The sequence below is a fragment of the Neorhizobium sp. P12A genome, assembly GCF_008365395.1.
Classification (GTDB): domain Bacteria; phylum Pseudomonadota; class Alphaproteobacteria; order Rhizobiales; family Rhizobiaceae; genus Rhizobium.
In genome coordinates this window covers 64550-83452 of record NZ_QOVX01000011.1, presented here as the reverse complement: position 1 = coordinate 83452, position 18903 = coordinate 64550, and the positions used below count along the sequence as shown (strand labels likewise).

Sequence of the window (18903 nt, the reverse complement as noted above, 5' to 3'; positions counted from 1 at the left end):
GGGTCATGGATATCGAAGGCAAGCGTGTGATCGTCACCGGCGGCGGATCCGGATTGGGTGCGGCCACGGCCCGTCGGCTGGCTGCCCGCGGCGCAAGACTTGTCCTTGTCGACCTCGACGCGGACCGTGGCGCCGCCATTGCCGACGCCATCGGTCCGCAGGCTCGCTTCCAACGCTGCGACGTGACGCGCGAGGACGATTGCGCCAAGGCGGTCACGCTGGCGACGGAAGCTTTTGGCGGGCTGGAAGCACTCGTCAACTGTGCCGGGATCGCTCCGGGCGAAAAGGTCCTCGGCCGCAGCGGCCCGCACGGGCTGGAGAGCTTTAACCGAACGATTTCCATCAATCTGGTCGGCACCTTCAATATGTTACGATTGGCGGCCGAGGCGATCGCGAGAGCCGAGCCGGACGAAGACGGATGTCGCGGCGTGATCGTCAACACCGCCTCGATCGCCGCCTTTGAAGGACAGATCGGCCAGGCGGCCTATGCGGCATCGAAAGGTGGTGTGGCGGCCATGACACTGCCGATCGCGCGGGAATTCGCGGCGATCGGCATCCGGGTCGTGGCGATCGCGCCGGGATTGTTCGAGACGCCGATGATTGCCGGCATGCCGCCGGAGCTGCAGGCCAAGCTCGGTCAAAGCGTGCCGTTTCCCCAGCGCCTCGGACGGCCGGAGGAATTTGCCGCACTGGTCGAGCACGTGATGGAGAACAATATGATCAACGGCGAGGTGATCCGTCTGGACGGTGCTCTTCGCATGAGCCCGCGTTGAGGAAATATCCGATGTCCGCAATCGATCCCGTCGTCATCGTTGGCATAGTCCCCCCGCCGATTGGCGGCGGCAAAGCCAGTGCCGGCGCGATCGAGCGTCAATAGGGAAAAGAGGAGCAGATGATCCTTTCTGAACTCCAGCAGCAGATCCGCGATGTTGCCCGCGACTTTGCCCGGGAGAGGCTGGCACCGGGGGCAGCCAAGCGCGATCGGGAGCATCTCTTTCCGCGTGAAGAATTGAAGGAGATGGGAGAACTGGGGCTTCTCGGCATGCTCGTGCCTGAGGCCTATGGCGGATCGGATACCGGCGTCATCGCCTATGCCGCAGCACTCGAGGAAATCGCCGCCGGCGATGGACCTTGCTCCACCATCATGAGCGTCCACAGTTCTGTCGGCTGCGTGCCGATCCTGAAATTCGGGGACGAGGAACAGCGGCAACGATTCCTGCCGAAGCTTGCGGGCGGCGAGTGGATCGGCGGCTTTGCCCTGACGGAGCCGCAGGCCGGTTCGGATGCGTCGAATTTGAAGACGCGGGCGCGGCGCGATGGCGATCACTACGTGCTCGACGGCGCCAAGCAGTTCATCACCTCGGGCAAGAACGGGCATGTCATTATCGTCTTTGCCGTCACGGATCCCGATGCCGGCAAGAAGGGGATCACCGCCTTCATCGTGCCGACGGATACGCCCGGCTACGAGGTGATCCGTGTGGAGGAAAAGCTCGGACTGCATTCGTCCGATACCTGCCAGATCGCCTTTGACGGCATGCGCATTTCCGCGGACCTGAGGCTTGGCGAGGAGGGAGAGGGATATCGCATCGCACTTGCCAATCTCGAAGGCGGCCGCATCGGGATCGCTGCGCAGGCCGTCGGCATGGCGAGATCCGCTTTTGAGGCGGCGCGGGACTATGCCCGGGATCGACGTGCATTCGGCAAGCCGATCATCGAGCATCAGGCCGTCGCCTTCCGGCTCTCCGATATGGCAACCCGCATCGAAGCGGCGCGGCAGTTGGTGCTGCACGCGGCATCGCTCAGGGAGGCCGGGCTGCCCTGCCTTTCCGAGGCGTCGATGGCGAAGCTCTTTGCCTCTGAAATGGCCGAAAAGGTCTGTTCCGACGCGATCCAGATCCATGGGGGTTACGGCTACATGGCCGATTATCCCGTAGAGCGCATCTATCGCGATGTGCGCATCTGCCAGATCTATGAGGGCACAAGTGACGTGCAGCGCATGGTGATTGCCCGCAACCTGTAAGAACGAGGCCTGTTCCTGGAGGAGAGGGGCAGCGCCGACCAAGGGAGGAAAAAAGACCAGATGGTGGAACCAGTTCGCCTGAGCCTGCATGTCCCCGAACCCGCCGTCCGCCCCGGCGGCCAGCCCGATTTTTCCAACGTCAGGATCGCAAAGGCAGGTTCCGTGCCGCGGCCGGAGGTCGATGTCGCGTCTGAAGACATTCGCGAGCTCGCCTATTCGATCATTCGCGTGCTGAACCGCGACGGCGAAGCGGTCGGCCCCTGGGCAGGCTCGCTGACCGACGAGGAATTGCTGACGGGGCTTCGCAACATGATGAAGCTGCGCGCTTTCGATGCCCGCATGCTGATGGCGCAGCGGCAGGGAAAGACCTCGTTCTACATGCAGCATCTCGGCGAAGAGGCGGTCAGCTGCGCCTTCCGCAAGGCACTTGCCAAGGGCGACATGAATTTCCCGACCTATCGGCAGGCCGGTCTTCTGATCGCCGACGATTATCCGATGGTCGAGATGATGAACCAGATCTATTCGAACGAGAGCGACCCGCTCCATGGCCGGCAATTGCCGATCATGTATTCCTCCAAGGAGCATGGCTTCTTCACGATTTCCGGCAACCTCGCCACGCAATATGTCCAGGCCGTCGGCTGGGCCATGGCGTCGGCGATCAAGAACGACAGCCGGATTGCCGCTGCCTGGATCGGCGATGGCTCGACGGCGGAATCGGACTTCCATTCAGCACTGGTCTTCGCCTCGACCTACAGGGCGCCAGTCATCCTCAATATCGTCAACAACCAGTGGGCAATCTCGACCTTCCAGGGGATCGCCCGCGGCGGTTCCGGGACCTTTGCCGCCCGTGGCCTTGGTTTTGGCATTCCGGCCTTGCGCGTCGACGGCAACGATTATCTCGCCGTCCATGCGGTCGCCCGCTGGGCGGCGGAACGGGCCCGCCGCAATCTCGGGCCGACGCTGATTGAATATGTCACCTACCGGGTCGGCGCTCATTCCACGTCGGACGATCCGAGTGCCTACCGGCCAAAGACGGAATCGGAAGCCTGGCCGCTCGGTGATCCCGTACTGCGGCTGAAGAAGCATCTGATTGTGCGGGGCGCATGGTCGGAAGAGCGCCACACGCAGGCCGAGGCCGAAATCATGGACGAGGTGATCGAAGCGCAGCGGCAGGCTGAGGCGCATGGCACGCTGCATGATGGCGGCAAGCCGTCAGTGCGCGACATCTTCGAGGGCGTTTATGCGGAAATGCCGTCGCATATTCGTCGTCAACGCCAGAAGGCGGGGTATTGATATGGCCCGGATGACGATGATCGAGGCCGTGCGCAGCGCCATGGACGTCTCGATGGAGCGTGATGACGGTGTGGTGGTCTTCGGCGAAGATGTCGGCTATTTCGGCGGCGTCTTTCGCTGCACCCAGGGTTTGCAGGCGAAGTATGGCAAGACGCGCTGCTTCGACACGCCGATCAACGAATCCGGCATCCTCGGCACGGCAATCGGCATGGCAGCTTATGGATTGAAGCCCTGCGTGGAAATTCAGTTCGCCGACTACATGTACCCGGCCTATGACCAGATCACGCAGGAGGCGGCGCGCATACGCTATCGCTCCAATGGTGACTTCACCTGTCCGATCGTGGTGCGTATGCCGACCGGCGGCGGCATCTTTGGCGGGCAGACGCACAGCCAGAGCCCGGAGGCGCTTTTCACCCATGTCTGCGGGCTGAAGGTGATCGTGCCCTCCAACCCTTTTGACGCAAAGGGCCTGTTGATTGCGGCGATCGAGGATCCGGATCCCGTCATGTTCCTGGAGCCGAAACGGCTTTATAACGGCCCCTTCGACGGCCATCACGATCGGCCGGTCACGCCCTGGTCGAAGCATGATCTCGGGGAAGTGCCGGAAGGGCATTACAAGATCCCGATCGGGAAGGCGGAAGTTCGACGGACGGGCTCGGCAGTGACCGTGATTGCCTACGGCACCATGGTGCATGTGACGCTGGCGGCCGCAGAAGATGCCGGCATCGATGCGGAGGTGATCGATCTCAGAAGCCTGCTGCCGCTCGATCTGGAAACCATCGTGGCGTCGGTTGCCAAAACCGGCCGCTGCGTCATCGTGCACGAGGCGACGCTGACCTCGGGTTTCGGTGCGGAAATCGCAGCCCTCGTGCAGGAACATTGCTTTTACAGCCTGGAAGCGCCGATCGTCCGTGTCGCCGGGTGGGATACGCCATATCCACACGCGCAGGAATGGGATTATTTCCCCGGCCCGGACAGGGTTGGCCGTGCCCTTCACGAAGTGCTGGAGGCCTGAGATGGAATTTGTCGTGAAGATGCCGGATGTGGGAGAGGGCGTCGCCGAAGCCGAACTGGTGGAGTGGTCGGTCAAGCTCGGCGACATCGTGCGCGAGGATGCGATCGTCGCCGCCGTCATGACCGACAAGGCGACCGTCGAGATACCGTCGCCCGTCACCGGAAGCGTCACTTGGCTCGCGGGCGATATCGGCGACAAGATTGCCGTCAAGGCGCCGTTGCTCAAGATCGAGGTCGCCGGCACTGCGACGGCGGAACCAGCTGCCGAAACGAATGACAGCGATGCGCGAGCCGAACTGTCGACGAACGGCCCGGTCGCATCCGCTGACGCCGATATTCATCCGGCACCCGAACCCGCGCCACGCCCGCAGGTCCGCGAGGCCGAGCCGGTCGAACGCCGGCCTCCCGCCGGGAGCGTCACGCGTCCATTGGCGTCGCCGGCGGTGCGGCGTCGCGCGCTGGAGGCGGGCGTCGACCTTCGTCAGATCAGGGGCACCGGGCCGGCGGGGCGAATTTCCCATGAGGATCTCGACCGCCATTTGCAGGCCGACCACGCGCCGGCCTCCGGGCAGATGCAGCCGGCGAGAAAATCCGGCGTGACGGAGGTCAAGATCACGGGTTTGCGCCGACGCATTTCGGAGAAGATGGCGGTGTCGGCAAGCCGCATCCCGCACATCACCTATGTCGAGGAAATCGACATGACGGCGCTTGAGGAACTACGCTCAACGCTCAACCGGGAGAACAAGACTGCCAATGCAAAATTGACCGTCCTGCCGTTTCTCATGAAGGCGATCGCACGCGCGGTCGAGGACCATCCCGTCGTCAACGCGCTCTTCGACGATGAACGCGGTGTGGTGATGCGGCACGAAGCCGTCCATATCGGAATAGCGACGCAAACCGCCGCCGGTTTGATGGTGCCGGTCGTGCGGCATGTCGAGGCGCGCGGATTGCGCGATTGCGCCGACGAGTTGGCCAGCGTGGCACAGGCGGCGCGTGACGGCTCTGCGACCAGGGACATGCTGACAGGGTCCACCATCACGATCAGTTCACTCGGCGCTCTCGGTGGCCTGGTGTCGACGCCGATCATCAATCATCCCGAGGTCGCCATCATCGGCGTCAACAAGCTGCTCGTGAAGCCGGTCTGGGACGGCAGCCAGTTCGTGCCCCGCAAATGCATGAACCTCTCGTCGAGCTTTGATCACCGCGTCGTCGACGGCTGGGACGCAGCGATCTTTATCCAACGCGTCAAGGCGCTGCTGGAGACCCCCGCCATGATCTTCCTGGAAGGTTGACCTTGATGAATGAAATCAATTGCAAGCTGCTTGTCGTCGGCGCCGGGCCGGGGGGCTATGTCTGCGCCATCCGTGCGGGCCAGCTCGGCGTCGACACGGTCATCGTCGAGGAGGCGAAGGCCGGCGGCACCTGCCTCAATGTCGGCTGCATCCCGTCGAAAGCGCTGATCCACGTCGCCGAAGAGTTCGACAAGATCTCTGCCTATTCCAACGGGACGCCTCTCGGCATACGAGTGGAAAGGCCTCATATCGATCTCGCCGCCGCCATCACCTGGAAGAACGGGATCGTTGGCCGGCTGAACAGTGGCGTTCAGGGCCTCCTGAGAAAGGCGAAAGTGAAGATCGTCAACGGCCATGCCCGTTTCCGCGACGGCAAGACCGTCGAGGTCGAAACGGAAACCGGCTTGCAGATCATCCACGCGGCAACAGTGGTGATCGCCACCGGCTCCGTGCCGCTCGAGCTTCCCGGGCTGCCGTTCGGCGGCAACGTCATCTCCTCCACCGAGGCCCTGTCGCTTTCGGAGGTGCCGAGGCACCTGGCTGTCGTGGGCGGCGGCTATATCGGCCTTGAACTTGGCACCGCCTTTGCCAAGCTCGGGAGCCGTGTGACGATCGTCGAGGCGACCCAAAAAATTCTGCCACAATATGACGCGGAGCTCACCAAGCCTCTTGCCGAACGATTGGAAAAGCTCGGCGTTCGGATTGTCGTCGATGCGAAGGCAAGGAGCATGGCGAAGGATCGCAACGCCCTTGTCATCGAGCGGCAGGGCGCGGAAGAGATCATTGACGCCGACAAGGTCCTTGTGACCGTCGGTCGGCGGGCGCGTCTCGAAGGCTGGGGACTTGAGGAACTCGATCTTGAGATGAACGGCCGCGCCATTCGAATTGACGAGCAATGCCGGACCTCGATGCGGGGCATCTACGCGGTCGGAGACGTCACCGGCGAGCCCATGCTCGCGCACCGGGCGATGGCGCAGGGCGCCATGGTTGCCGAGATCATTGCAGGTCTCCGCCGGCGCTGGGAGGTCCGCTGCATACCAAACGTCTGCTTTACCGATCCGGAAATTGTGTCAGCTGGCTTGTCTCCGCAGGAGGCCCGGGCCCAGGGCCTGGAGATCAAGCAGGGACAATTCCCTTTCCACGCCAACGGCCGCGCCATGACCATGCAGGCGGAGGACGGCTTCGTCAGGGTGGTCTGCCGCGCCGACAATCACTTGATCCTCGGCATTCAGGCAGTCGGGACGGGCGTCTCGGAACTGTCCGCATCATTCGCCGACGCCATCGAGATGGGTGCGCGGCTGGAGGACATTGCCGGCACCATTCACGCCCATCCGACACGGAGCGAAGCCTTCCAGGAGGCGGCGATGAAGGCGCTTGGACACGCGCTTCATTCCTGAGCGCGATGGCTACTCGGCCGCCGATGCCTTCCCTTCCCGGTCGAGCTCCAGCTCTGCTGTTTCATCCGCCGTCTCCGATCCGCCACGCCAGGAGCAAAGCGCTGCAATGACGTAGAGAAGCGCCGAAAAGGAGAAGGCGTAGAACAGGCCCTGCTTGAACGGCGCCGACATAAGGGCCGGGAAGAAGGATTTTCCAGTCAGCACGGCGACGCTGTCGGCGGGCAGAGACTGCAGAACAGAGGCAGGGATGAGTTCGCCCATCGGGTTATAGCCGAGGAAGGCGGCAAACAGGCTCGCAACCGGCGGCGTCGCCGCAACCTGGTGGGCGATGTCCGCCGGGACATGCTGCGCAAGCAGGCCCGCTTCCATCGATTGCGGCAGTTCCTGTGCCAATCCGGCGAGCATCAGGCTGAAAAAGAGACCGATCGACAGGACCTGGCCGGCATTGGTCGTTGTCGCCCGCATGCCGGAGGCCTGACCGCGTTCGCGTCTTGGCACGGAATTCATGATCTGTGTCGCATTCGGCGCGACAAACAGGCCTGATCCGAGACCGTTGGCAAACAACAGCGCGGCAAACAGGAGATAGGAAAAATCGGAAGGCAGGACCATCAGCGCGACGAAGCTTGCCGCGCCAAGCAGCATGCCGCCGATCGCAAACGGCAGGCCGCCGATGCGATCCGAGAAATAGCCCGCTATGGGACCACCAAGCAGGAAGCCGGCGGTCAACGGCAACATGAAAATTGCCGACCATAGAGGCGTCTCTTCGAAGGAATAGCCATGCAGCGGCAGCCAGATGCCCTGCAGCCAGATGATCAGCATGAATTGCAGTCCACCGCGCGCGATCGCCGATGTCAGGTTGGCAATATTGCCATAAGCGAAGGCGGGAATCTGAAAGAGACGGAAATCCAACATCGGCTTTTCGATACGCCGTTCCGCTACGATGAAGATCAGCAGCGACACAAGACCGAGGCCAAAGAGGGAGAGCACTTTCGGGCTGAGCCACGCCATGACCTGATCGCCATAGGGCTGGATGCCGTATGTGATGGCCGTCAGAATGAGGATCAGACCGAGACCGAAGGTGATGTTGCCGGTCCAGTCGATCTTGTGCGAGACGCGGTTGGGTATTTCGCGCAGCTTCCAGTAGGCCCAGATGGTACCGACAAGGCCGAAGGGAACGTTGATCCAGAAGACCAGCCGCCAGTTGCTGTCGGCAAGCAGGCCGCCGATCAACAGGCCGACGAATTGACCGCCAATGGCCGCAACCACGTTGATACCGAGCGCCAGGCCACGCTGATGCGCCGGAAATACATCCGTCAGGATAGCCGTCGAATTGGCCATGATGAGTGCGCCGCCGACACCTTGAAGGATGCGCACGCCGATCAGGTACATGGCTGCGAAATCGCCTTGCCCCGGCAGCAGGCTGAGCGTGATCGAGGCCGCCGTGAACACGGCAAAGCCGAGGTTATACATCTTCACGCGACCGAACTGGTCGCCGAGCCGGCCGAACGCGACGACGAGCACCGCGACCGAGATCATGTAGCCGATGATCGCCCAAAGCAGATAGTTGATGTTGCCTGGATCCAGCGCCTTGAGGCCGATGCCGCGAAAAACGGCCGGCAGGCTGATCAGCAGAATGGAGCTGTTGATGGCGGCGGCGAGCATGCCAAGGGTCGTGTTGCTGAGCGCAACCCATTTGTAACTGTCATCAGCGGCAGATTTCGATTGTGAAGCGAGCAAGGCCACGGTGCGAAACCCTATCGAATGAAGATATATGAGGATAGATTCGTAAATATCTCTATACGGAGAGACCGCCCGTAAAGGCAAGCCTGCAATGGACCGATAGGGGCGCCGTTATGCCAATCGTGAAGCAAGGGATGCGGTGATGGAGCCTATGAACAGGTCGGCCGCTGCAGAAAGTCTGCGGGATACCGGGACAAGACATCCCAATGTGCTGAAGCGCCCGAGCGACTCTCGGATGGGCACGTAGGCGAGTTCGGGGTTTCGGTACCTCAGTTCACCCTCGAAGGCGGCCTGAATCGAGATCGCAGATCCTGAAGCGACAACCTCTCGCATAAACGCGTAGGAATTTGTCGTGACGACCACTCTCGGTTTGAAGCCGGCAGTGGCTTCCATGCGCGTCAGTATTCCTTCTTTGACAGCCGGATCATTGATGAGCGCCAACGGAAACTGCGCGCATTCCGCGAGCGATGTGAAGTCCTTGGCGCTGATCGGATGGCCTGCAGGCACGACGGCGTAACTCTGCATCTTGAATTCCGCCAAGACCTTCAGGCCGATCAGCTGCGGCGTGTTGAAGGACAGAAGCAGATCAAACTGCAACCGTTCGTGATTGGCGAGAAGTTCAGCCTTGTCGGCGATCCGCACGTCCACTTCAATCCTCGGATTGTCTTCCAGAAACTTCCGCAGGAAGGGGGCAATGGCGTCGATCGCCAGCATGTCTGGCGATCCAACGCGCACCTTGCCTCGCCGGACCTTGCGAAGATCATCGATTTCAGAAATGCCGATGGAAACCTCGCGCATCGCGCGAGATATCCGGTAGACCAGCAACTCACCTGCCGCCGTCAGGCGCACGCCTTCACGTCCCCGCCCGCGCTGGAGGAGGGCGGTTCCCAACTGGGCCTCCAGCAGGCCGACCTGACGGTGCACCGCGGAGGATGCGATCCCAAGTTTTTCCGCCGCCTGGCGAAACGATCCCGCTTGGGACACTTCGAAGAAATATCGAATTGGCGCGGCGCTCAACGAGTTGCCGATGGATGATGGTGCGATCTTGCTCGTCTTCATATGTCAACGGGTCTTTGCAAAAGAAGCTCGGAATGTTCTGATAATTAGAACATATCAGTATCTATTTTCTCGATTTACATCCATCCCGCAGTGCTTAGTTTCACGAAAATCGAAGATGCGAATTTCGCCTGACAGGAGATCGTCCATGCAGCTTACGCGACGCAATGCTCTCAAGACCTTCGGAACCGTGGCGGCGGCATCCGTGTTGGGAGCGCCGACCGTGCTTAGGGCTGAAGACAGCGCCGTGCTTACCGTGTCGACCTGGGGCGGCATTACAGAGGACAGCATCCGCAAATATGTCCAGCCGGGTTTCGAGAAGCTCACCGGTGCCACGCTTGCGTTCGACATTGGCGGGCAGGGCGCCCGCTACAACAAGCTGCTGGCACAGCGCGCGAACCCGCCGGCGGACGTGTTCTTCTCCACTGACGAGGCAGTCGTGACGGGAACGCGTGCCGGGGTCCTGACGCCTGCCACGAAAAAGAACCTGCCGAATTTCGCGGATCTTCAGCCGTGGGCAAACACCTTAAAGTCGGACGACGACGCGCATGTCGGTGGCGTCCCCTATTCGCTGATCGCCTGCGCGCTGGCCTACAATCCGGAGCTCGTGAAGACGGCGCCGACGAGCTGGGAAGATCTCTGGAAGCCCGAATTCGCAGGCAAGATCGATTTCGCGTCGCCGGTCAACAGCCTGATGCCGGCCTTCGTCATCATGGCCGCGGAACTCGCCGGCGGATCAGCCACAAACGTCGATCCCGGCTTCGCCAAGCTCGCAACATTGAAGCCGGCGAAACTCTCGGTTTTTTGGACGGACTGGGCTCCGCTCAACAAGACGGGCGACGTGCTCGTGGCGACCGAATTCGACTATTATCTCGAGGCCATGAAAGACCAGAAATACGCGATTGATTACGTGTATCCGAAAGAAAAAGCGATCGCGTCGCTGGAATATGCAAGCGTCGTCAAGGGCACCAAAAAGCAGGATCTCGCCGAGGCTTTCCTCAATCTTTTGATCGATCCCAAGGTTCAGGAAGGGGTTGCGGAACAAACATACCAGGGGCCGACGAACGCGAAGGCCAATCTTTCGGAAAAAATCGCAGCCCGTTGCGCCTACGGCCCGCGCGTGCAGCAACTGCGTTTCTTTGATCCGGTGGTGTTCGCGGACAATCGTCCTGCGTGGACCGAGCGTCTGAACCTTGAGGTCGTGCCGGCATGGGGAGCGCGTTGAGCCGTCTTGGGTCACGTTGGCTGCAGCAATGAGCATGATTGAAGCATTGACAGGCACCGGACGCGCCGCGCAACGGCCGCGTCGCATGCATTGGGTCTGGGCAATGCCGAAAGCGCCGTTGCTGCTTCTCGTACCGAGCCTTGCCGTACTGATCATCTTCCTGGTGCTTCCGTTGACAGTCATTGTCGCGGATAGCCTTGCGCCGAATCCGATCGTGCAGTTTCAAGGGCTGTCGCTTGGCAATTACACGTATCTTCTTTCGCATCGGTTTTATCTGGACGTCGTCTTTCGCTCGATCGCATGGGCGTTGATCACCACCGTTCTGGCTCTTCCGCTTGGCTATGTGGCCGCGATGATCCTCACCACGTTGACTGGTCGAATGGCGAATTTCGCGATGATGGCGTTGACATTCCCGATCCTTGCCGGGCCGCTCGTCGTCATTCTGGGCTGGATGGCGATCCTCGCGGATGGTGGCCCTCTGTTCGGGCCTCTCGTGAGGTGGGGGTTGATCGCCAAGCCCCATATGATGGGAACCGACACCGCAGTCATAACCAGCATGCTTCATTTCGTGCTGCCGTTTGTCATCCTGACACTCTATACCGCGCTAAAGCAGATTCCGGTGGCGCTCAACGAGGCCGCGCGCAATCTCGGCGCAAATGGGCTGCAGCGATTCATACATGTGACCCTTCCCCTCAGCGCTCCGGGCATCGTCTCGGCTTCGGTGATCTCGTTTTCTGTCAGTGCCAGTTCCTATGTCTCGCCATACTACATCGGCGGCGCTTCGAAACTCACACTGACGACCTTGATCTCCCAGTTCATTCTGGCGACCTACAACAGCCAACTCGCGGCGGCTGCAGCCATCCTATTGTTGCTGACGATGATCGTGACCATCGCGGTCGTGGCCATGCTTCTTCGAAGGATCGGTCGCACATGAGATTTGCCAACAAGACGCTCGCCGCGATCTATCTCGCTGCCATGTATGCATTTTTGATGGCACCCTTGCTTGTGGTCGTTGGCACGTCTTTCAACAGCGCGACAAGCTTTCCATCGCCGTTCGAGCATTTTACCCTCTCCTGGTATTCCGCCATTGCGGACCAGCCCGATTTTCTTGCCGCTGCGAAAACCAGCGCACTCGTCGCCGCGATATCCGCCGCGCTTGCAGTGGCGACGTCGTTTCTCGCGGGATATTGGCTGAGCCGGTTTGAGAGCAAACGGAAGAGCGTCGTCTCAGCCGCGCTGCTGACGCCGATGCTTGTGCCGCAGATCGTGCTGAGCCTGGCTGTCCTGCAGTTCGCAGAATGGACCGGGATTGGGACAAACCTCTTGGCGCTGATCGCTGTCCACACGGTCTACGTCATGCCATTTGCGCTTCGGCTCATACTCACAGGGCTCGCAAGTTTTGATTTTGGCCTTGAGGAGGCCAGCCGGAATCTCGGCGCGGGTTGGCTCGCGACATGGCGGGAGGTGACGCTTCCTTTGTTGCGTCCCAGCATCGTGGCGGCGTTCACCTTCTCATTTATCCTTTCGTTCGTGAACCTTCCGATCTCGATGTTTCTCACCAGTCCCGAGACCGCGACGCTTCCGACCGTCATGTTCGCCTACATCGAGTCTCGCATCGACCCGATGATCGCAGCGGTCTCCACTGCAATAATCGCTATCGCGGCCGTGACCACGGTCATTCTGGAAAGATGGCTTGGAATAAGGTTGCTCGACTGATGCCGGAATTGGTTCTCTCAGGGATATCGAAACGCTTCGGCGCCTTTCAGGCCGTTGCCGATCTGGACCTTACGGTCGGGAACGGCGAGTTCGTCTGTCTGCTTGGCCCCAGCGGTTGCGGCAAGACAACGACCTTGCGGATGATTGCGGGCTTCGAGACGGCGGATCGTGGAAGCCTTCTTCTTGATGGCGTCGACATCAGCAATCGCCCGCCGAACAAGCGGGACATCGGGATGGTGTTCCAGCATTATGCGCTCTTCCCGCACAAGACGGTCGCGCAGAATGTCGCTTTCGGCCTGCTGATGCGCGGCAAATCTCGCGCCGAGCAAGACGAAGCCGTCGCCCGCACCCTCCAGCTGGTCAAGCTCGCGCATCTGGCCGATCGCTTTCCCAGACAGTTGAGCGGTGGCCAGCAGCAGCGCGTTGCGCTGGCTCGTGCACTGGCCTTCCAGCCAAGTCTGCTGCTGATGGATGAGCCGCTCAGCAATCTCGACGCCCAGCTTCGAGATGAAATGCGCGACGAAATCAAGCGCGTGCAGCAGGAAGTCGGGACGACGACGATATTCGTCACGCACGACCAGTCCGAAGCATTGGCACTGGCTGATCGGGTCGCAGTCTTTTCGGAAGGCCGCCTGCTTCAATATAGCGATCCGGCACACCTGTACGAACAACCCTCCGACAGAGTGGTCGGTCGTTTCATCGGGAAGATGAATGAGCTTGAGGGCAGGGTCGTCAACACGTCGCCGGATGGGACGCTGGTGGCCTTGGCGGGCGGAGGGACCGTTCTGTGCGGACCGTCCGAATTGCCGGCGGGAACATCCGTTTCGGTGATGATCCGTTACGAAGCCCTGTCGGTCGCACCTCTCAGTGACGGACATCGCGATGCCGGCCTGGAATGCCGGGTCTCGAGGCGAACCTATCTCGGCAGCGTGATCGAATACGAGCTCATCCTCGCCGGCAAGCCGCTGCGCGTCTGGATGCCCAACAATTCGACCGCTTCCCGGCTCAGCATCGGCGATAGCGCCACCATCTTCTTCAACCCGTCAGACGCGCTGCTTTTTGCCGTTTGAAGCCGATCCAGTGTGAGGAACATATGACGGAAGCAGTCAGACAAGGCCAGTTGAAGCTTGGCGCGCTCTTTCACCCGACGGGAAACCATGTTGCGTCCTGGCTCCATCCGGAAGCGCAAATTGATGCCGGATCCAACTTTCGTCACTACGCCGAACTGGCGCAAACCGCCGAGCGCGGCAAGTTCGACACCCTCTTCCTGGCAGACGCCCTGGCAATCCGCGATGGCGACCCGAATGTGATGAAGCGTTGGCCGCAGTATATGTCGTATTTCGAGCCCGTCACTCTTCTATCCGCGCTGGCGGCGGTTACCGAGCACATTGGCCTGATCGCCACCTCGACCACCAGCTACAACGAACCTTTCCACGTCGCGCGCCGCTATGCCTCGCTTGATCATATCAGCGGCGGTCGCGCGGGTTGGAATGTCGTAACCTCCACAAATCCCAGGGAACCGACGAATTTCGGGCGGGAGGCTCATTTCGGCCACGCGGAGCGGTACAAGCGGGCAAAGGAATTCGTCGAGGTCGTCTGCGGGCTATGGGACAGCTGGGACGATGATGCCTTTGTCCGCGACAGGGGAACCGCCACCTATTTCAATCCGTCGAGCCTCCACCCGCTTAATCATCACGGGGACTTTTTCAATGTCGAAGGCCCACTGAACATTGCCCGGCCGCCGCAGGGCTACCCTGTCATTGCGCAGGCCGGCTCGTCGGAAGACGGCAAGGAACTGGCTGCGGAGACGGCGGAAATCGTCTTCTCCGCCCAGACCCGGCTTGAGGCTGCGGTCGCCTTCTACAAGGACCTCAAGGGGCGGATGGCGAAGTTCGGGCGAAGGCCGGAGGAACTCAAAATCCTTCCGGGCCTCAATCCGATTATAGGTCGCACCGAAGCGGAAGCCCGGGAGAAACACGAATACCTGCAGTCCCTGATCCATCCGAGCGTCGGGGCGATGTTGCTTTCGGCGGAGTTGGGCATCGACCTGACCGGCTTGCCCGTCGACGAGCCGGTGCCGGACGAACTCATACCCTCGGACACCAATGCAAGCAAAAGCGGCCTGAAGATCATGGTGGACATGATCCGCAATGAAAGACTGACCATCCGCCAGATGTATCTGCGATATGCCGGAGCGAGAGGTCAAAGGACGATTGTCGGAACGCCGGAGCAAATTGCCAATGACATGGCATCTTGGTACCGGGCCCACGCCGTCGACGGTTTTCTTATCCAGCCCGCGACGCTCCCCGGTGGGCTCAACGATTTTGTCGACGGGGTTGTGCCTATTCTGCAGGAGATGGGCGTGTTTCGCCGTGAATATGAAGGCGGCACTTTGCGGGAAAATCTGGGTCTCAAGCGGCCCGCCGGCAGATATGCGCAAGCGGTATGACGGCGAAGATCGCAGATCACGCAAGTGCCTGATACCGGAAAGCACCACCAATGCAGTCGCAGCCCGTCGAGCATCAAAAATCGGAGGAAGCCCTGAGAGCCGGCTTTCGCAACGCAATGGCGCGGCTTGGCGCAGCGGTAAACATCGTCACGACCGACGGACCGGGCGGGCGAACCGGCTTTGCGGCGACCGCTGTCTGCAGCGTCAGCGACGAGCCGCCGAGCCTGCTGGTCTGCGTCAACAGGGCGTCATCGGCATATGCTCCCGTCATCCGAAATGGACTTCTTTGCGTCAACGTTGCCAGTGGTCATCACCAGTCGTTGTGTCAGCTCTTCGGTGGCAAAACAGCGGCGGAGGATCGCTTCAGGCTCGGTTCCTGGTCCACACTGGCGACCGGATGCCCGGTCCTTGATGACGCATTGGAAGCCTTTGACTGCAGGGTAGGTTCCTGCATACCGAGCGGCAGCCATGACATTCTCATCTGTGACGTTGTTGCCATGAAATCCCGAACCGAGGGTAACGGACTTATCTATTTCGACCGCGCATATCATAACATTGCCGGTTCATGCGTAACCTGACGACGGCGTATCGTGATCCTGTCCAGGAAGCGCAGATCTCCGGCGTTGACGGCGACCTTGCGCTGTCCCTGCTGACCTAAAGCCTTGTCGCGGACCTGAGTGCGAGCCTTCTACCGCACTCTGTGCGTGATATGCCGCTGTGAACGGCTGAGCGACTGCGCGGTCTCGATGACGAGAGGCGCGAACCGCTCGCGGAATGCATCGACGCCCCAGTCGCCGGTCGAGGCGGCAATGTGAACCGCGGCGATGGGCCTGCCATTGGCGTCGATGACGGCGGCGCCGATGGTGATTTCGCCGAGGACCATTTCCTCGACGGCCAGACCATAGCCTTGCTCCGCCGCTTCCTCGACCTTTCGCATGATTGTCTCAGGGTCGGTGATGGTCTTGGCGGTCTTGGCCCTAAGGTCCGACCTCGACAGAATGGAGGACACTTCGTGGGAGGGGAGCTGCGCGAGAATTGCCCGGCCGCCGGAGGTGCAGAAAACCGGGATGCGGCGGCCGATGAGCGAACCGTCGAAATATTCCCGCTTGGTCTGCTGGCGAATGACATAGATCGTCGTCGTATCATCGTAGAGCGAGAGATTGGCCCGTTCGCCGCAGGAATTGCGGAGATCCACAAGCGCCGGTGTTGCGAGTTCGATCAGCGCGTTCGATCGCAGATAATAAAAGGAGAGATCGAGAACCGGCTTGCCGAGGCGGAAACGCCGGGTTCGTTCGTCCTTTTCCAGATAGCCGAGCTGCCAAAGCGTATGCGTAAAGCGCTGGGTCGCGCTTTTGTCGAGACCCGTGAGATCCGCGATTTCCATCAGGCTCAGATCGGTGATCGTCTGCCCGAAAGCCTCCAGAACGCGAAAGGCCTTCGCAACCGATGCGACATGCAATGGGTCACCGCGCTCCGACACGTCAGTGTTTGACATCGTCTCTCTCCCAAATTATAATTTTAAGTATTGCAATACAATACCAAAAACTAAGATGCAAGAGTGAGTGGGAACAGAGATGAGCAGCAGCATGAACACGACATCCGATCATTTCGCCGAGGCCGACAGTCCATCCCATATGGAAAGCTGGCGGGCCGTCAGTGCCGCGATCGCCGGCAATATTCTCGAATGGTATGATTTCGCGATATACGGTTACGTCGCGACGATCATTGCCCGAAACTTCTTCCCAAGCGGCGACGAAGTCGGTGCCCTCCTGGCGACGTTCGCCACTTTCGGCATCGGCTTCGTCGCCAGACCGTTGGGCGGGATCATCATCGGCCGCATGGGCGACACGAAGGGACGAAAGGCAGCGCTGCTGCTGACGATCTTCCTGATGGCGATCGGCACGATCGGCATCGGTCTTATTCCCACCTATAGCTCGATCGGACTGTTTGCGCCGCTGCTGCTTTTGATCTGCCGCCTGATGCAGGGCTTTGCGGCCGGTGGCGAATGGGGCGGTGCGACGGCCTTCATCGTCGAATGGGCGCCACAGAACCGGCGCGGTTTCTTCGGCAGCTTCCAGCAGGCAAGTGTTGCCGGCGGATTGCTGATCGGCTCGGCCGTTGCGGCCATCTGCAGCACGGTTCTGTCAGGCGATCAGATGGAATCCTGGGGATGGCGCATTCCCTTCCTTCTCGGCATCCTGCTCGTGCCCGTCGGCATGTATATGCGCAGCGATATCGAGGAAACGCCGATCTATCGTGCCGCCAGGAACGTTGTGACCGCCTCTGAAACGCCCGGCTGGATCCTGGCCGCGAAGGCGTTCGGCTTCACGATCCTCTGGACCGTGTCCTACTATGTCATCCTCTACTACATGCCGACCTTCACCGAAAAATATGCCGGCCTCTCCCGCACGTCTTCGCTCTGGTCGAACACGATCGGCCTGGTCATGCTTGTCGTCGCCATTCCGCTCCTTGGCCTGCTCTCCGACAAGATCGGCCGCAAGCCGCTCCTGATCGGCTGCTGCGTTGCCTTTGCCGTCCTGACCTACCCGTTGTTTTCCGTCATGCTGTCGGGCGTCTCCCTGCCGACCGTCATCATTGTCCAGCTGATCTTCGGCTTGATGATCGCGATGTTCTCCGGACCGGGGCCTGCGGCAATCGCCGAGATCTTCCCGACGAGCACGCGCTCGACCTGGATGTCGACCGGCTATAGTCTCGCGACCAGCATTTTCGGCGGCTTCGCACCCTTTATCGCGACCTGGCTGATCAGCCGAACAGGCTCCCCGATATCGCCGACCTATTACCTCATCGCCGCTGCGATTGCCTCGGTGATTGTGATTGCCACGCTGAAGGAAACCGCCCACAGCGAGCTGCGCTAGCAATTTTGGCCGGCGCCTTTCCTCAGAGGTGCCGGTCCATCGAATGTGCATAGTGTCAAATGAGAAAGACGATGAGCATGCTCGATTTTCAGGGAAAGACGGTCGCGATCAGCGGTGCGGCGCTTGGTTTGGGTCGGGCGATCGCGATCCGTTTTGCAGCTGCCGGCGCGACCGTGTTCGGCTGTGACATCAGCGATCCCGAGCCTCCGTTTGAAGGCAATATCGTCCTCGACAAGGTCGATCTGCTCGATCGCAAGGCGGGTGCGAAATGGATTGCCGATATCGAAGCGCGGACCGGCCGTGGCATCGACATCCTCGTCTGCAACGCTGGCGGCGTGGCCGGTCAGTTGAAAAAGCCCTTCGAGGATGTTGGCGACGAGGAGTGGGACCGGGTTGTCGACATCAATCTCGGCGCTACCTTCGCGCTCTGCCGCGCGGTCGTTCCGGCCATGAAGGAACAGAAATCGGGGGCCATCGTGACGATCACGTCGGGCGCCGCCCTGCAGGCGTCCCTGACCGGTGTGCAGGCCTATTGCGCCTCCAAGCACGCCATGCTCGGCCTGACCCGGCAGCTTGCCCATGAGCTCGGTCCCTTCGGTATCCGCGTCAACAGCGTTGCGCCCGGCTTCGTTCATACGACATCGACCGATCGGCAATGGGCCTCCTATAGTGCCGATCGTCAGGCTGAGATCGTTCAGGCGGTGGCGCTGAAGCGCCTCGGCACGCCCGACGAAATCGCCAGGGCCGTGATGTTCTTCGCCTCCGATCTGGCGAGTTTCGTCAATGGCCAGGTTCTGTCGGTCGACGGCGGCAAATAGAGATCAT

Annotated in this window: 17 protein-coding genes; 14 read left to right on the top strand and 3 right to left on the bottom strand. The window is 60.8% G+C overall.

Features of this window, described 5'->3' with window-relative positions:
- Positions 1–5: 5 nt before the first annotated feature.
- The 6 genes from DTW90_RS24980 to lpdA all read left to right on the top strand — a co-directional run bounded on the left by DTW90_RS24980 (position 6) and on the right by lpdA (position 7016).
- Entirely contained in the window at positions 6–773 is a 768-nt protein-coding gene (locus DTW90_RS24980; protein WP_149341719.1) for an SDR family NAD(P)-dependent oxidoreductase, read from the top strand.
- A gap of 119 nt (positions 774–892) precedes the next feature.
- Positions 893–2020, top strand: coding sequence for an acyl-CoA dehydrogenase family protein (locus DTW90_RS24975; RefSeq protein ID WP_149341717.1), 1128 nt, complete (start codon positions 893–895; stop codon positions 2018–2020).
- 60 nt (positions 2021–2080) lie between these two features.
- Positions 2081–3313 (top strand): 3-methyl-2-oxobutanoate dehydrogenase (2-methylpropanoyl-transferring) subunit alpha, encoded by a 1233-nt coding sequence (locus DTW90_RS24970; RefSeq protein ID WP_149341715.1) that lies wholly within the window; start codon positions 2081–2083, stop codon positions 3311–3313.
- Position 3314: 1 nt separating this feature from the next.
- Positions 3315–4328, top strand: a complete 1014-nt coding sequence (locus DTW90_RS24965; protein WP_149341713.1) for an alpha-ketoacid dehydrogenase subunit beta — start codon at positions 3315–3317, stop codon at positions 4326–4328.
- A 1-nt stretch (position 4329) separates the two neighbouring features.
- Positions 4330–5619 carry a dihydrolipoamide acetyltransferase family protein gene (locus tag DTW90_RS24960; RefSeq protein ID WP_149341712.1) on the top strand — a complete coding sequence of 430 codons (1290 nt, stop codon included), beginning with the start codon at positions 4330–4332 and terminating at the stop codon, positions 5617–5619.
- A 5-nt stretch (positions 5620–5624) separates the two neighbouring features.
- On the top strand, positions 5625–7016 hold the full coding sequence (lpdA, locus tag DTW90_RS24955) for a dihydrolipoyl dehydrogenase (RefSeq protein WP_149341710.1): 1392 nt from the start codon (positions 5625–5627) through the stop codon (positions 7014–7016).
- A 9-nt stretch (positions 7017–7025) separates the two neighbouring features.
- On the opposite strand, the gene DTW90_RS24950 is transcribed toward lpdA, so the two are convergent.
- Both DTW90_RS24950 and DTW90_RS24945 read right to left on the bottom strand, forming a co-directional pair.
- A complete protein-coding gene (locus DTW90_RS24950; protein ID WP_210251431.1) occupies positions 7026–8759 on the bottom strand; it encodes an MFS transporter in 1734 nt (577 codons plus the stop codon).
- 108 nt (positions 8760–8867) lie between these two features.
- A complete protein-coding gene (locus DTW90_RS24945) occupies positions 8868–9815 on the bottom strand; it encodes a LysR family transcriptional regulator (protein ID WP_149341708.1) in 948 nt (315 codons plus the stop codon).
- Between the two features lie 145 nt (positions 9816–9960).
- On the opposite strand from DTW90_RS24945, the gene DTW90_RS24940 reads away from it, so the two are divergent.
- Genes DTW90_RS24940 through DTW90_RS24915 form a run of 6 tightly spaced genes read left to right on the top strand, consistent with a single transcriptional unit; the run spans position 9961 to position 15780 of the window.
- Positions 9961–11037: an ABC transporter substrate-binding protein gene (locus tag DTW90_RS24940; RefSeq protein WP_188080032.1), complete on the top strand. Its 1077-nt coding sequence runs from the start codon at positions 9961–9963 to the stop codon at positions 11035–11037.
- Between the two features lie 28 nt (positions 11038–11065).
- The gene (locus DTW90_RS24935) at positions 11066–11971 is read left to right on the top strand and encodes an ABC transporter permease (RefSeq protein ID WP_149341704.1); all 906 of its coding nucleotides are present in this window, start codon (positions 11066–11068) and stop codon (positions 11969–11971) included.
- Positions 11968–12753: an ABC transporter permease gene (locus DTW90_RS24930; protein WP_149341702.1), complete on the top strand. Its 786-nt coding sequence runs from the start codon at positions 11968–11970 to the stop codon at positions 12751–12753. The genes DTW90_RS24935 and DTW90_RS24930 overlap by 4 nt, the downstream gene beginning before the upstream one ends.
- Entirely contained in the window at positions 12753–13823 is a 1071-nt protein-coding gene (locus DTW90_RS24925; protein WP_149341700.1) for an ABC transporter ATP-binding protein, read from the top strand. Before DTW90_RS24930 ends, DTW90_RS24925 begins: the two co-directional genes overlap by 1 nt.
- Before the next feature lie 23 nt (positions 13824–13846).
- Entirely contained in the window at positions 13847–15202 is a 1356-nt protein-coding gene (locus tag DTW90_RS24920) for an LLM class flavin-dependent oxidoreductase (RefSeq protein WP_149341699.1), read from the top strand.
- Positions 15203–15252: 50 nt separating this feature from the next.
- Positions 15253–15780, top strand: coding sequence for a flavin reductase (locus DTW90_RS24915; protein ID WP_149341696.1), 528 nt, complete (start codon positions 15253–15255; stop codon positions 15778–15780).
- 110 nt (positions 15781–15890) lie between these two features.
- Here DTW90_RS24915 and DTW90_RS24910 read toward each other — a convergent pair whose 3' ends face one another.
- Complete coding sequence (locus DTW90_RS24910; protein ID WP_149341695.1) at positions 15891–16697, bottom strand: IclR family transcriptional regulator; 807 nt, start codon at positions 16695–16697, stop codon at positions 15891–15893.
- Positions 16698–16788: 91 nt separating this feature from the next.
- On the opposite strand from DTW90_RS24910, the gene DTW90_RS24905 reads away from it, so the two are divergent.
- Together DTW90_RS24905 and DTW90_RS24900 are read left to right on the top strand one after the other, a co-directional pair.
- Positions 16789–18078 (top strand): MFS transporter, encoded by a 1290-nt coding sequence (locus DTW90_RS24905; protein ID WP_210251430.1) that lies wholly within the window; start codon positions 16789–16791, stop codon positions 18076–18078.
- Positions 18079–18149: 71 nt separating this feature from the next.
- Positions 18150–18896 carry an SDR family NAD(P)-dependent oxidoreductase gene (locus tag DTW90_RS24900; protein WP_246665027.1) on the top strand — a complete coding sequence of 249 codons (747 nt, stop codon included), beginning with the start codon at positions 18150–18152 and terminating at the stop codon, positions 18894–18896.
- Positions 18897–18903: the final 7 nt, after the last annotated feature.